Annotated in this window: 15 protein-coding genes and 1 pseudogene; 11 read left to right on the top strand and 5 right to left on the bottom strand. The window is 62.8% G+C overall.

The window, feature by feature from the left end; all coding sequences use genetic code 11:
• Positions 1 to 7: 7 nt before the first annotated feature.
• Complete coding sequence (gene rpmB, locus L6D64_RS19565; protein ID WP_003253504.1) at positions 8 to 244, bottom strand: 50S ribosomal protein L28; 237 nt, start codon at positions 242 to 244, stop codon at positions 8 to 10.
• Between the two features lie 361 nt (positions 245 to 605).
• Here rpmB and L6D64_RS19570 point away from each other — a divergent pair, with 361 nt between their 5' ends.
• On the top strand, positions 606 to 2,195 hold the full coding sequence (locus L6D64_RS19570) for an ABC transporter substrate-binding protein (protein ID WP_176508485.1): 1,590 nt from the start codon (positions 606 to 608) through the stop codon (positions 2,193 to 2,195).
• A 113-nt stretch (positions 2,196 to 2,308) separates the two neighbouring features.
• Here L6D64_RS19570 and radC read toward each other — a convergent pair whose 3' ends face one another.
• Entirely contained in the window at positions 2,309 to 2,989 is a 681-nt protein-coding gene (gene radC / locus L6D64_RS19575; protein ID WP_176508486.1) for a RadC family protein, read from the bottom strand.
• Positions 2,990 to 3,117: 128 nt separating this feature from the next.
• Here radC and coaBC point away from each other — a divergent pair, with 128 nt between their 5' ends.
• From coaBC to L6D64_RS19610, 7 genes and pseudogenes are all read left to right on the top strand, one after another.
• Entirely contained in the window at positions 3,118 to 4,329 is a 1,212-nt protein-coding gene (gene coaBC, locus L6D64_RS19580; protein ID WP_054886763.1) for a bifunctional phosphopantothenoylcysteine decarboxylase/phosphopantothenate--cysteine ligase CoaBC, read from the top strand.
• Between the two features lie 5 nt (positions 4,330 to 4,334).
• Positions 4,335 to 4,790 (top strand): dUTP diphosphatase, encoded by a 456-nt coding sequence (dut, locus tag L6D64_RS19585; RefSeq protein ID WP_176508487.1) that lies wholly within the window; start codon positions 4,335 to 4,337, stop codon positions 4,788 to 4,790.
• Between the two features lie 144 nt (positions 4,791 to 4,934).
• Positions 4,935 to 6,302: pseudogene (locus L6D64_RS19590) on the top strand (phosphomannomutase/phosphoglucomutase); the annotation flags it as partial.
• Positions 6,303 to 6,332: 30 nt separating this feature from the next.
• Positions 6,333 to 7,238: an acetylglutamate kinase gene (gene argB / locus L6D64_RS19595; RefSeq protein ID WP_054886766.1), complete on the top strand. Its 906-nt coding sequence runs from the start codon at positions 6,333 to 6,335 to the stop codon at positions 7,236 to 7,238.
• Between the two features lie 212 nt (positions 7,239 to 7,450).
• Entirely contained in the window at positions 7,451 to 8,131 is a 681-nt protein-coding gene (locus tag L6D64_RS19600) for a CsgG/HfaB family protein (protein WP_060507686.1), read from the top strand.
• A gap of 27 nt (positions 8,132 to 8,158) precedes the next feature.
• Positions 8,159 to 8,527 (top strand): DUF4810 domain-containing protein, encoded by a 369-nt coding sequence (locus tag L6D64_RS19605; protein ID WP_176508489.1) that lies wholly within the window; start codon positions 8,159 to 8,161, stop codon positions 8,525 to 8,527.
• Positions 8,524 to 9,183 (top strand): DUF799 domain-containing protein, encoded by a 660-nt coding sequence (locus tag L6D64_RS19610; protein WP_176508490.1) that lies wholly within the window; start codon positions 8,524 to 8,526, stop codon positions 9,181 to 9,183. Before L6D64_RS19605 ends, L6D64_RS19610 begins: the two co-directional genes overlap by 4 nt.
• A gap of 82 nt (positions 9,184 to 9,265) precedes the next feature.
• Here the strand turns inward: L6D64_RS19610 and pyrE are convergent, their stop codons facing one another.
• Positions 9,266 to 9,907: an orotate phosphoribosyltransferase gene (gene pyrE / locus L6D64_RS19615; protein ID WP_176508491.1), complete on the bottom strand. Its 642-nt coding sequence runs from the start codon at positions 9,905 to 9,907 to the stop codon at positions 9,266 to 9,268.
• 80 nt (positions 9,908 to 9,987) lie between these two features.
• Between pyrE and L6D64_RS19620 the strand changes: the two genes are divergently transcribed.
• Positions 9,988 to 10,767, top strand: coding sequence for an exodeoxyribonuclease III (locus L6D64_RS19620; protein ID WP_008091582.1), 780 nt, complete (start codon positions 9,988 to 9,990; stop codon positions 10,765 to 10,767).
• Between the two features lie 27 nt (positions 10,768 to 10,794).
• Here the strand turns inward: L6D64_RS19620 and L6D64_RS19625 are convergent, their stop codons facing one another.
• Together L6D64_RS19625 and rph are read right to left on the bottom strand one after the other, a co-directional pair.
• Complete coding sequence (locus tag L6D64_RS19625) at positions 10,795 to 11,163, bottom strand: DUF4870 domain-containing protein (RefSeq protein WP_054886771.1); 369 nt, start codon at positions 11,161 to 11,163, stop codon at positions 10,795 to 10,797.
• 24 nt (positions 11,164 to 11,187) lie between these two features.
• Positions 11,188 to 11,910, bottom strand: coding sequence for a ribonuclease PH (gene rph / locus L6D64_RS19630; RefSeq protein WP_082433665.1), 723 nt, complete (start codon positions 11,908 to 11,910; stop codon positions 11,188 to 11,190).
• A gap of 205 nt (positions 11,911 to 12,115) precedes the next feature.
• Here rph and L6D64_RS19635 point away from each other — a divergent pair, with 205 nt between their 5' ends.
• On the top strand, positions 12,116 to 12,979 hold the full coding sequence (locus L6D64_RS19635; RefSeq protein WP_176508492.1) for a YicC/YloC family endoribonuclease: 864 nt from the start codon (positions 12,116 to 12,118) through the stop codon (positions 12,977 to 12,979).
• Between the two features lie 14 nt (positions 12,980 to 12,993).
• Positions 12,994 to 13,614, top strand: coding sequence for a guanylate kinase (gene gmk / locus L6D64_RS19640; RefSeq protein ID WP_176508493.1), 621 nt, complete (start codon positions 12,994 to 12,996; stop codon positions 13,612 to 13,614).
• The last annotated feature ends 7 nt before the right edge of the window (positions 13,615 to 13,621 follow it).

Genomic DNA, 13,621 nt, shown 5'->3' on the forward strand with positions numbered 1-13,621 from the left:
TTCTCCCTTAAACCTTGGCGCCAGCTTTACGGATATCAACCAGAACGGCGTCGATGCCGCGCTTGTCGATGATACGCATGCCTTTGGCGGATACACGCAGACGCACGAAACGCTTCTCGGACTCAACCCAGAAACGGTGGTGCTGCAGGTTCGGCAGGAAACGACGACGGGTTTTGTTGTTTGCGTGGGAAATGTTGTTCCCGGTTACTGGACCCTTACCAGTAACTTGACAGACTCTCGACATGACTCAGCCCTCTAAAACCTCATGCCCAACCCGGCATGGGTTGGCCGCTTAATCTCTCAGTCTTTGGCGCCAGGCGCCGTGATTCTGGAGGTCTTATCGACCGGATCCGCTGATGCGACAGGCCGAGCCCCTAGAAAAGAGCGCTGCTTTATACCAGAAAGACTACGCCGCAACAACAGGAGATGAGCATCCTGCTGCCACGAATTGTGCGCGAGCAGCATAACGACTCGCTCGCCCCGCTGTCGACCGCTCGTCGCCAAGCGTCTGAAAAAGAGGGTGGTCATTTCCTTTTACGCACACTAGGGTAGGACATTTCCAGACTGCGCCGGCAGATGGGCCATCGATCAGCCAAGGAGCCACCATGCGTGCTGCCGCCCTTTCCTTATTGTTCACATCCCTGTTCGCCGCAGGCGTTGCCCAGGCCGCCCCGCTTAGCGTCTGCACCGAGGCCAGCCCCGAAGGCTTCGACGTGGTCCAGTACAACTCGCTGACCACCACCAACGCTTCGGCCGATGTGCTGATGAACCGCCTGGTCGAGTTTGACGCGGGCCAGGGCAAGGTGGTGCCGAGCCTGGCGCAGAGCTGGACGGTGTCGGCCGATGGCCTGACCTACGATTTCACGCTGCGCGCCGGGGTGAAGTTCCACACTACGCCGTACTTCAAGCCCACCCGTGAACTGAACGCGGACGACGTACTGTTCAGCTTCCAGCGCATGCTCTACCCCGCCCACGCCTGGCACAAGACCGCCCCGGGCGGCTATCCGCATGCCCAGTCGCTGCAACTGGGCAGCCTGATCAAGACGATCGAGGCGCCCGAGCCGAACACTGTGCGCTTCACCCTGACCCACGCCGACGCGACCTTCCTGGCCACCCTGAGCATGGGCTTCGCCTCGATCTACTCGGCCGAGTACGCCGACAAGCTGATGAAGGACGGCACCCCGGAAAAGCTCAACAGCCAACCGATCGGCACCGGCCCGTTCGTTTTCCAGCGCTTCCAGAAGGACGCAGTGGTGCGTTATCGCGCCAACCCGGATTACTTCGACGGCAAGCCGGCAGTCGACCCGCTGATCTTCGCCATCACCACCGACGCCAACGTGCGCCTGCAAAAGCTCAAGCGCAACGAATGCCAGGCAGCCCTTTCGCCCAAGCCAGTGGACATCGCCGAGGCCGGCAAGGACGGCAACCTCAAGGTCGCCACCACCCCGGCATTCATGACCGCCTTTGTCGCCATCAACAGCGAACACCCACCGCTGGACAAGCCTGAGGTGCGCCAGGCAATCAACCTGGCCTTCGACAAGCAGGCCTACCTCAAGGCCGTATTCGAAGACACCGCCACCGCTGCCAACGGCCCCTACCCGCCCAACACCTGGAGCTACGCCAGGGACCTGCCCGGCTATCCGTTGAACCTGAACAAAGCCAAGGCACTGCTGGCCAAGGCTGGCCTGGCCGATGGCTTCAGCACCACCCTCTGGACCCGTCCGTCGGGCAGCCTGCTCAACCCCAACCCAAGCCTGGGTGCACAGATGCTCCAGGCGGACCTGGCGAAGGTCGGCATCAAGGCCGAGATCCGCGTGATCGAGTGGGGCGAGCTGATCCGCCGGGCCAAGGCAGGCGAACACGACCTGCTGTTCATGGGCTGGGCTGGCGACAACGGCGACCCAGACAACTTCCTCAGCCCGCAGTTTTCTTGCGCGGCGGTGCAGTCGGGGACCAACTTCGCCCGCTTCTGCGACAACCGCCTGGACCAGCTGATCAGTGCCGGGCGCACCACCAACGACCAGAGCGTGCGTAGTCGCCTGTACCAGCAGGCGCAGACCTTGATCCAGCAGCAGGCGCTGTGGGTGCCGCTGGCGCACCCGACGGCGGCGACGCTGCTGCGCCAAGGGGTCGAGGGTTATCAGGTGAGCCCGTTCGGGCGGCTGGATTTCAGCAAGGTTTCTGTGACGCGGTAAGTTTGGGGCCCGCCTTGAGGGGTTTGGCGCCTATGAGATCGAGCGCCGCTCGATCTCACAGGCGCCAAACCCCTCAGGACAGGCGCCTTGCAGCCCTGACCGTATTACCCCGCCTAAGCCACAATCCACCCATGCTCGACCATCGACAACGGCTCCCCGTCGCCAATGATGATGTGATCCAGCACCCGCACATCAATCAACCCCAACCCCCGCTTCAGCGACAGCGTCAGGTGCAGATCATCCTGGCTCGGCTCGCAGTTGCCCGAGGGATGGTTATGGCACAGGATCAGCGCCGCCGCATTGTGTTGCAGCGCCCGACGCACCACTTCTCGCGGGTAGACGCTCGCCCGGTCTATCGTGCCCCTGAACAGGATCTCGAACGCCAATGGCCGGTGCTTGGAATCCAGAAACAGGCAGCCGAACACCTCGCTCACCTCATGCCTCAGCATGGATTTCAGATAGCGTCGCACTGCCGCCGGGCTGTCCATTGCCGACTCTCGCTCAATGGTCGTGGCAAGGTGCCTGCGCCCAATCTCCAGCAACGCCTGCAATTGGCCGTACCGCACCGGCCCCAGGCCGAGTTCGCCGACAAAGGCGTCCCGCTCGGCTTCCAGCAACTGCCGCAAGCCACCGAACTTCACCAACAACCGTCGCGCCAACTCCACGACATTGCACCCGCGCACGCCAGAGCCGAGAAATACGGCAAGCAATTCCGCATCGGTCAAGCTTCCGGCCCCACGCTGCAACAACTTCTCCCTCGGCCGCTCTTCTGACGGCCATTCCCTGATATTCATTCCCGCTCCCTACCCGTGCTGCGGCCCGTTTCGGCCCTGTGTTAATCTATTTCGCCTCGTACATGCGACGTTCTGCCGCAGGCATTTGCAAACGTCGCCGCCCGCTCTCACTGGAAAAAGGCAAGCCTATGCAGCGGCTGTATCGCAAGCGCATCGTTCTCGGCGTCGGAGGTGGCATTGCCGCCTACAAAAGTGCCGAACTGATTCGCCGACTCCTGGAGCACGGCGCGCAGGTGCGCGTCGTCATGACCCGTGGTGGTGCCGAATTCATCACCCCGCTGACCCTGCAGGCGCTGTCCGGCCACCCGGTGCACATGGATCTGCTCGACCCTGCCGCCGAAGCGGCCATGGGCCACATCGAACTGGCCAAATGGGCCGACCTGGTACTGATTGCCCCGGCCACTGCCGACCTCATGGCGCGCCTGGCCCAAGGCATGGCCGACGACCTGCTGACCACCCTGGTGTTGGCGACCGACGCCACCGTGGCCGTGGCCCCAGCGATGAACCAGGCGATGTGGCGCGACCCGGCCACCCAGGCCAACCTCGACCTGCTCAAGAGCCGCGGTATCCAGGTGTTCGGCCCGGCCTCCGGCAGCCAGGCCTGTGGCGACGTGGGCCTGGGCCGCATGCTCGAAGCCACCGACCTGGCCTGGTGCGCCGCGGAAAGCTTCAAGCGCCAGGCGCTGACCGGCAAACACGTACTGATTACCGCCGGCCCGACCCAGGAAAACATCGACCCGGTGCGCTACATCACCAATCATAGCTCTGGCAAGATGGGCTTCGCCCTGGCCGAGGCGGCCGCCGAAGCCGGTGCTCGGGTGACCCTCGTTACGGGCCCTGTGCACCTGCAGACCCCCGACCGCGTGCAGCGTATCGACGTGGTCAGCGCACGGGACATGCTTGCGGCCTGTGAAGCGGCCATGCCGTGCGACCTGTTCATCGCTTCCGCAGCAGTCGCGGACTACCGTCCAGAAGTAGTCGCCCCGCAAAAGCTCAAGAAAGATCCTACGACCGGCGACGGCATGCTGCTGCAGATGGTGCGCAATCCCGATATCCTTGCCACCCTCGCTGGCCGCGCCGACCGCCCGTTCAGCGTCGGCTTCGCCGCCGAGACCGAACACTTGCTCGATTACGCCACGCGCAAGCTCAAGGACAAGAACCTCGACCTGATCGTCGCCAATGATGTGGCCAACCCCAGCATCGGCTTCAACAGCGAGGAGAACGCCCTGACCGTGATCGACCGCCAGCAGCATCAGACCCTCTTCGCGCAGACCAGCAAAGGCAAGATCGCCCGGCAACTGGTCGCGTTCATCGCCGAACGGCTCAATCAGGTTCAATAAGTTACATGCACGCTCTTCAAGCCAAGATCCTCGACCCACGCCTGGGCAGCGAATTCCCGCTGCCGCAATACGCTACCCCAGGTTCCGCCGGCCTCGACCTGCGCGCCTTGCTGAAAGAGGACACGGTCCTCGAGCCGGGCCAAACGGTGCTGATCCCGACCGGCCTGTCGATCTACATCGGCGACCCGGGCCTGGCGGCCATGATCCTGCCCCGCTCGGGCCTGGGCCATAAACACGGCATCGTGCTCGGCAACCTGGTCGGCCTGATCGACTCGGACTACCAGGGCGAGCTGATGGTGTCGTGCTGGAACCGTGGCAACACGCCGTTCACCATCGCTGTCGGCGAGCGCATTGCACAGCTTGTCCTGGTTCCTGTGGTACAAGCGCATTTCGACATCGTCGAGCGCTTCGACGAGAGCCAGCGTGGCGCAGGCGGCTTCGGCCATTCCGGTAGCCACTGAGCCAAGCAACGACCGTTCAGGCCAAGGATGGCGAACTCTCTGGCGAATCCACCGTCCAAGCGTTCAGTTTGCGCCTGCCCAGAAAGCCTCTGACTAATGGAGTTTCCCGAGATGAACGACATGGCCCACCTGGCACCCGCCGCACTGCCAGACAGCATTTTCCGCGCTTATGACATCCGTGGCGTGGTCGGCAAGACCCTGCACGGCGAAACCGCCTACTGGATCGGCCGCGCCATCGGCGCCCAGACCATTGCCCAGGGCGAACCGCAGATTTCCGTTGGCCGCGATGGCCGCCTGTCCGGCCCGATGCTGGTCGAACAGCTGATCAAAGGCCTGGTCGATGCCGGTTGCCAGGTCAGCGACGTCGGCCTGGTGCCGACCCCAGCCCTGTACTACGCCGCCAACGTGCTGGCCGGCAAATCGGGCGTGATGCTCACCGGTAGCCATAACCCGTCGGACTACAACGGCTTCAAGATCGTCATCGCTGGCGACACGCTGGCCAACGAGCAGATCCAGGCCCTGCTGACCCGCCTGAAGACCAACGACGTGCCACGCGGCGAAGGCAGCGTGCAGAAGGTCGAGATCCTCGATCGCTACTTCCAGCAGATCGTCGACGACGTGAAGCTGGCGAAGAAGCTCAAGGTCGTGGTCGACTGCGGCAACGGCGCCGCCGGCGTGGTGGCGCCGCAGCTGATCGAGGCCCTGGGCTGCGAGGTCATCCCGCTGTTCTGTGAGGTGGACGGCAACTTCCCCAACCACCACCCGGACCCGGGCAAGCCGGAAAACCTCGAAGACCTGATCGCCAAGGTCAAGGAAACCGGTGCCGACATCGGCCTGGCCTTCGACGGCGACGGCGACCGCGTGGGCGTGGTGACCAATACCGGCAATATCGTCTACCCCGATCGCCTGCTGATGCTGTTCGCCCTGGACGTGCTGGAACGCAACCCAGGTGCCGAGATCATCTTCGACGTCAAATGCACCCGCCGCCTGACCCCGCTGATCGAACAGCACGGTGGCCGCGCGCTGATGTGGAAGACCGGCCACTCGCTGATCAAGAAGCAGATGAAGCAGACCGGCTCGCTGCTGGCTGGCGAGATGAGCGGGCACATCTTCATCAAGGAGCGTTGGTACGGTTTCGACGACGGCATCTACAGCGCCGCGCGCCTGCTGGAGATCCTCAGCAAGGCCTCGCAGAGCGCCGAAGCGCTGTTCGCTGCCTTCCCGAACGATATTTCCACGCCGGAAATCAATATTGATGTGACCGACGAGGGTAAATTCAGCATCATTGATGCACTGCAACGCGACGCCGACTGGGGCGAAGCCAACCTGACCACCATCGACGGTGTGCGGGTCGACTACGCCAGCGGCTGGGGCCTGGTCCGCGCATCCAACACCACGCCGGTGCTGGTGCTGCGTTTCGAGGCTGAAAGCGCCGCCGAGTTGCAACGTATCAAGGATGTTTTCCGTGCCCAGTTGCTGCGGGTAGCCCCTGAGTTGCAACTGCCGTTCTGACCGACTATCTGTTCCTTACAGGAGCCCTGCATGACCCTCGATCGCGATGCCGCTTCCCATGTAGCCGAGGTTTTGTCCGAAGCACTGCCTTACATCCGCCGCTTTGTCGGCAAGACCTTGGTGATCAAGTACGGCGGCAACGCGATGGAGAGCGAAGAGCTCAAGACCGGCTTTGCCCGTGACATCGTGCTGATGAAGGCCGTGGGCATCAACCCTGTGGTCGTGCACGGTGGCGGCCCGCAGATCGGCGACCTGCTCAAGCGCCTGTCGATCGAGAGCCACTTCATCGATGGCATGCGCGTCACCGACGCCGCGACCATGGACGTGGTGGAAATGGTCCTCGGCGGCCAGGTGAACAAGGACATCGTCAATCTGATCAACCGCCATGGCGGCAGCGCCATCGGCCTGACCGGCAAGGACGCGGAGCTGATTCGTGCGAAGAAGCTCACCGTCAGCCGCCAGACCCCTGAGATGACCCAGCCGGAAATCATCGACATCGGTCACGTCGGCGAAGTGGTGAGCGTCAACACCGACCTGCTGAACATGCTGGTCAAAGGTGACTTCATCCCGGTGATCGCGCCAATCGGCGTGGGTGCCAATGGTGAGTCGTACAACATCAACGCCGACCTCGTGGCAGGCAAGGTTGCCGAAGCACTGAAGGCTGAAAAGCTGATGCTGCTGACCAACATCGCCGGCCTGATGGACAAGCAGGGCCAGGTCCTGACCGGCCTGACCACCGAGCAGGTCAACGAACTGATCGCCGACGGCACCATCTACGGCGGCATGCTGCCGAAGATCAAGTGCGCGCTGGATGCAGTGCAAGGCGGCGTGAACAGCTCGCACATCATCGACGGCCGCGTACCAAACGCGGTGCTGCTGGAGATCTTCACCGACAGCGGCGTGGGCACCCTGATCACCAACCGCAAGCGTCACTGAAGCTTCTGTAATACCGGGCGGGGCAAGCCGGCCCCCATGCTGCCAGATGGCGCGTGGGGGTGGGCTTGCCCCGCTCTGCATTCATCGCGGCACAGGCAGATGGATGGCTGACGGCCTGTCATCTTCACGTTGACACCTCAAGATTTCCGACCAGCAGCCGAGACAACGTGGCAGATCATTGCAAATTGCCACTATTCATCTGGAGTACACGCGTGAAATACGCATCACAAGGACTCGTGCTGGCAGCCGCCCTGGCTGTCGGGTCCATTGCCGGCTGTGCCACCGAAACGTCCACTGCTGTTGCCGTGCAGCAGGTCGAAAGCGTCAGCCGCCCCTACAGCGGTGTGCGTGCGCCGATTGCCGTGGGCAAGTTCGACAACCGTTCCAGCTACATGCGCGGCATCTTCTCCGATGGGGTCGACCGCCTCGGTGGCCAGGCCAAGACCATCCTGATCACCCACCTGCAGCAGACTAACCGCTTCAACGTACTCGACCGCGACAACATGAGCGAGATCCAGCAGGAAGCGGCGATCAAGGGCCAGGCCCAGCGCCTGAAGGGCGCCGATTTCGTGGTGACCGGCGACGTCACCGAATTCGGCCGCAAGGAAGTCGGCGACCACCAGCTGTTCGGCATTCTCGGCCGCGGCAAGACCCAGATCGCCTACGCCAAGGTGGCGCTGAACATCGTCAACATCAGCACATCGGAGGTGGTCTACTCGAGCCAGGGCGCCGGTGAATATGCCTTGTCCAATCGCGAGATCATCGGTTTCGGCGGCACCGCCAGCTACGACTCGACGCTCAACGGCAAGGTTCTCGACCTGGCCATGCGCGAAGCCGTGAACAAGCTGGTCAACGCCGTCGAAAGCGGTCAGTGGAACCCCAAGGCGCAGTAACCGACTTTTTCCAGGAAGGACACCTCAATGACTATTACCCTCCCGGCCTTGCGCAGCGGCGCGGGCCTCGTGCTGGGCGGCTTGCTGCTGGCCGGCTGCAGCGGCCCGAAGACCCTGTACCAGTGGGAAAGCTACCAGCCCCAGGTGTACGGCTACCTCAAAGGCGACGCTAAAGAAGAACAGGTCATCGCCCTGGAGCGCGACCTGGAGAAAATCAAGGCCAAGAATGGCGCCGTGCCGCCGGGCTACCACGCACAGCTCGGCCTGCTGTACTCAAGCCTCGGCAAGGATGACCAGATGATCCAGCAGTTCCGCACCGAGAAGGCCCTGTTCCCGGAATCGGCTGCCTACATGGACTTCCTGATGAGCAACGCCAGCAAAGGGACCCAGCAATGATCAAGCGCCTCACCCAACTGCTGGTCGGCGCCTGCATGCTGGCCCTGTTCGCCGGTTGCGCCGAGCGCAAGACCATCGACTACTCGGCGTACAAGCAGAGCCGGCCGAAGTCGATCCTGATCCTGCCGCCGCTGAACAACTCACCGGACGTCAAGGCGACCTACAGCATGTTGTCGCAGGTCACCTACCCGCTGGCCGAAGCCGGCTATTACGTGATGCCAGTGGCGCTGGTCGACGAAACCTTGCGCCAGAACGGTCTGACCACCCCGGCCGACATCCATCAACTGCCGACCACCAAGCTGCACGAGATCTTCGGCGCCGACGCCGGGCTATACGTAACCGTGTCCGACTACGGCACCCGTTACATGGTGCTGAGCAGCGCGACCATCGTCACCGCCAGCGCCAAGCTGGTCGACCTGAAGACCGGCACCACCCTGTGGACCGGCACTGCCACGGCCTCCAGCCAGGAGAACCAGCAAAACCAGGGCGGCATCATCGGCATGCTGATCACTGCCGCAGTCAACCAGATCATCAGCAGCGTGCAGGATGATGCCGGCTACCCGATTGCCGGCATGACCAGCGCGCGGCTGCTGACGCCGTATGCCAATGGCGGCATTCTCTACGGGCCGCGGTCGCCCAGGTACGGCACCGACTGAGTCCCCCCCGCCAAGGGCCGGGGCAGCGGCACAAAAAAGGCGACCCTCCAGGAAGGTCGCCTTTTTCATTGCCGAGCGGGGATCAGATCCCGTATTGCGCCCGGTAAGCCTCGACAGCCGGCAGATGCTGCTTGAGCTGCGGGTCGTCCGCCAGGAACTCCAGCACCTGGGTCAGCGAAACGATGCTGACCACCGGGATACCAAAGTCGCGCTCCACTTCCTGGATCGCCGACAGCTCGCCATTGCCGCGCTCTTCACGGTTCAGCGCGATCAATACGCCAGCGGCCCTGGCCTGCTGGGCGTTGATGATCTGCATGACTTCGCGAATGGCGGTACCGGCAGTGATCACATCGTCGATGATCAGCACGTCACCGGCCAGCGGCGCGCCGACCAGGCTGCCGCCTTCGCCGTGATCCTTGGCTTCCTTGCGGTTGAAGCACCAAGGCACGTCGAGCTGATGCTGCTCGGCCAGCGCCACGGCGGTGGCCGCCGCCAGGGGAATACCCTTGTAGGCTGGGCCGAACAACACGTCGAACGGGATCTTGCTGTCGACGATGGCTGCCGCGTAGCAACGGCCCAGTTGCGCAAGGGCGGAACCGCTGTTGAACAGGCCGGCATTGAAGAAATACGGGCTGGTACGCCCCGATTTCAGGGTGAATTCACCGAAGCGCAGTACGCCGCGATCGATGGCAAAACGGATGAAGTCGCGCTGATACGGCTGCATGTAAAGTCCCGGACACCACGGATTTAGCTAAATGGGTTGAGCTCGGGTATCATACACGCACGAGATTTTTGGGGCCATTTATGCGGATCATCAGTGTGAACGTGAATGGCATTCAGGCTGCGGCCGAGCGTGGATTGCTCAGCTGGCTGCAAGCCCAGAATGCCGACGTCATCTGCCTTCAGGATACCCGCGCCTCGGCCTTTGAACTCGACGACCCAGCTTTCCAGCTCGATGGCTATTTCCTTTATGCCTGCGACGCGGAGGTACCCGCCCAAGGTGGCGTGGCACTCTACTCGCGCATGCAGCCCAAGGCAGTCATCACCGGCCTGGGTTTCGAGACAGCCGACCGCTACGGGCGTTATCTGCAAGCAGATTTCGACAAAGTCAGTATTGCCAGCCTGCTGTTGCCTTCGGGCATGAACGGCGACGAAGACTTGAACCAGAAGTTCAAGTTGATGGACGACTTCGCCAAGTACCTGGATAAGCAGCGTCGCAAGCGTCGCGAATACATCTATTGCGGCTCGTTCTACGTGGCGCAACAGAAGCTCGACATCAAGAACTGGCGTGACAGCCAGCAGTCGCCGGGCTTCCTGCCGCCAGAACGGGCGTGGATGGATGCGATCACCGGCGACATGGGCTATGTCGATGCCTTGCGTGAAGTCAGCCGTGAAGGCGACCAGTACAGCTGGTGGCCAGACAACGAGCAGGCCGAGATGCTCAACCTGGGCTACCGGTTCGACTACCAGATCCTCACCCCGGGCCTGCGCCGCTTCGTGCGCAACGCCCGGCTGCCGCGTCAGCCGCGCTTCTCGCAACATGCGCCGCTGATCGTCGACTACGACTGGACGTTGACCATCTGAGAAAAGGGCCGCAAACGCGGCCCTTTTTCATTGAATCGGTCGCCAGATGAAGGGGTAGCGATACGCCTTGCCTTCATTGGCCCTGACCGCCGCCAGGATGATCAGGATGAGCACTGCCAGCATCAGCACCGGGAACAGCACGATGCCGATGGCCACGAACATCAGCGCGGTACACACGAACCCGGCAATGGTCACGTTGATCTGAAAGTTCAGCGCTTCCTTGCCCTGTGCATCGATGAAAGGGTCCTGCTCGCGCTTGAGGTGCCACAGCACCAGCGGGCCGAGCAGGTGCCCAAGTGGTATGACCAGGCCCAGCAGCGCGGAAAGGTGACAGAACATCGCCCATTGCCGGACCTCGGCATTGGGCGGGGTGACCGACAGTTCGGAATCGCTCATGCTCCGCACCTCCCTTGGCGAGGCTCAGTCGGCCAGCGCGGCCTGCTGCAGTTCGAAAATTTCGTTCATGCCCTTTTGCGCCAGCGCCAGCATGGCGTTGAAGTCTGCAGGCTGGAACGGTGCACCTTCGGCGGTGCCCTGTACTTCGATGAAACCACCGGCGCTGGTCATGACCACGTTGAGGTCGGTTTCTGCAGCGGAATCTTCCAGGTAGTCCAGGTCAAGCACCGCTTCGCCCTGGTACATGCCGACCGATACGGCGGCGATCATGTGCTTGAGCGGGTTGCCGGCCTTCAGGCCACCGCGTTTCTTGATCACGGCCAGGGCGTCGCAGAGGGCGACCATGGCGCCCGTGATCGATGCGGTGCGGGTGCCGCCATCGGCCTGGATCACGTCGCAGTCGATGTACAGGGTGATGTCACCGAGTTTGCTCATGTCCAGTGCGGCACGCAGCGAACGGCCGATCAGACGCTGGATTTCCAGGGTTCGGCCACCTTGCTTGCCACGGCTGGCTTCGCGCTGGTTACGCTCGCCGGTGGAGCGCGGCAGCATGCCGTACTCGGCGGTCAGCCAGCCTTGGCCCTGGCCTTTGAGGAAGCGCGGTACGCCGTTTTCGACGCTGACCGTGCAGATGACCTTGGTGTCACCGAACTCGACCAGTACCGACCCTTCGGCGTGCTTGGTGTAGTTGCGGGTGATGCGGATCGAGCGGAGCTGATCGGCGGCGCGACCACTTGGACGTTTCATCTGGGATACCTGTACTGGGACTTTGAATCTGCCCGCCATTATAGAGCCCGTCGCCCACAGAGGACATGCCTATTGTCGCGCCCCCGGCAGCCTGTCGCCTTTTCCCACTCGCCGGCACGCGCTCTGTAACATGGGTGGATTGGGCGTCACGTGCGCACTGCGCTACAATCGCGCGCCTTCAATTCATTTACGCGAGGTACTTTCCATGGTGCACAGCATGACCGCTTTTGCTCGTGTCGAGCGTGCAGGCAGCCAAGGCACCCTGGTCTGGGAACTGCGCTCGGTCAACCACCGTTACCTTGAACCTCACCTGCGCCTGCCGGACGCCCTGCGCGACCTGGAAGGCGCGGTACGTGAAGGCCTGCGCCAAGGCCTGTCGCGCGGCAAGGTGGAATGTACCCTGCGCCTGCACGAAGACAGCAACGGCAAGCCGCTCAAGGTCGACCGCGAGCGCGCTGCGCAGCTGGTTGCCGCCGCTGAAGAAGTGGCCAGCCTGATCCAGCAACCGGCCGCGCTCAACCCGCTGGAAGTGCTGTCCTGGCCGGGCGTGCTGGTGGCCGACGCGACCGACCCGCAGGCCCTGAACGCCGAGGCCGTGGCGCTGTTCGACGAGGCCCTGGCCGAACTCAAGGCCGGGCGCCTGCGCGAAGGCCAGGAGCTGGCCCGGCTGATCAACGAGCGCCTGGACAGCATGGCCACCGAGGTCACCACCTTGCGTGCCCTGGTGCCGCAGATGCTCGCCGCCCAGCGGCAGAAGATCATCGACCGTTTCGGTGACCTCAGGGCCGAGCTCGACCCGCAACGCCTGGAGCAGGAGATGGTGTTGCTGGCGCAGAAGAGCGACGTCGCCGAGGAACTCGATCGCCTCAGCACCCACGTCAACGAAGTGCGCCGGGTGCTCAAGTCCGGCGGTGCTGCTGGCCGGCGCCTGGACTTCCTGATGCAGGAACTCAACCGTGAAGCCAACACCCTGGGCTCCAAGGCCTTCGACCCACGCAGTACGCAAGCGGCGGTCAACCTGAAGGTGTTGATCGAACAGATGCGTGAACAAGTACAGAACATCGAGTAAGGCCTCCCCCGACCATGAATCAAAGCAGCGGCACCCTCTATATCGTTTCGGCACCGTCCGGCGCCGGCAAGACCAGCCTGGTCACCGCCCTGATCAAGGCCGACCCGCGCGTCAGCGTCTCGGTATCGCACACCACCCGCGCCATGCGCCCGGGCGAAGAGCACGGCGTGAACTACCACTTCGTCAGCCATGACGAGTTCAAGGCGCTGATCGCCAAGGGTGACTTCCTCGAGCACGCCGAAGTGTTCGGCAACTTCTACGGGACTTCCCGCAGCGCGCTCCAGGAGGTGCTGGACCAGGGTAATGACCTGATCCTGGAAATCGACTGGCAAGGTGCCCAGCAGGTGCGCAAGCTGATGCCTGAGGCACGTTCGGTGTTCATCCTGCCGCCGAGCCAGCAGGCCCTGCGCGAGCGGCTGGACGGCCGTGGCCAGGACAGCGAAGAGATCATCGCCGGGCGCATGAAGGAAGCGGTCAGCGAGATGGTGCACTACGACGAGTACGAGTACGTCATCATCAATGACGACTTTGATGTGGCACTGGAAGAGTTGAAGGCAGTATTCGTGGCCAACCGGTTGCTGCTGAAGAAGCAGCAGCAACGGTACAGCGGGCTGCTAAAGGAACTGCTCGCCTGATATACCG

It is taken from the genome of Pseudomonas urethralis (assembly GCF_021602465.1).
GTDB lineage: Bacteria > Pseudomonadota > Gammaproteobacteria > Pseudomonadales > Pseudomonadaceae > Aquipseudomonas > Aquipseudomonas vlassakiae.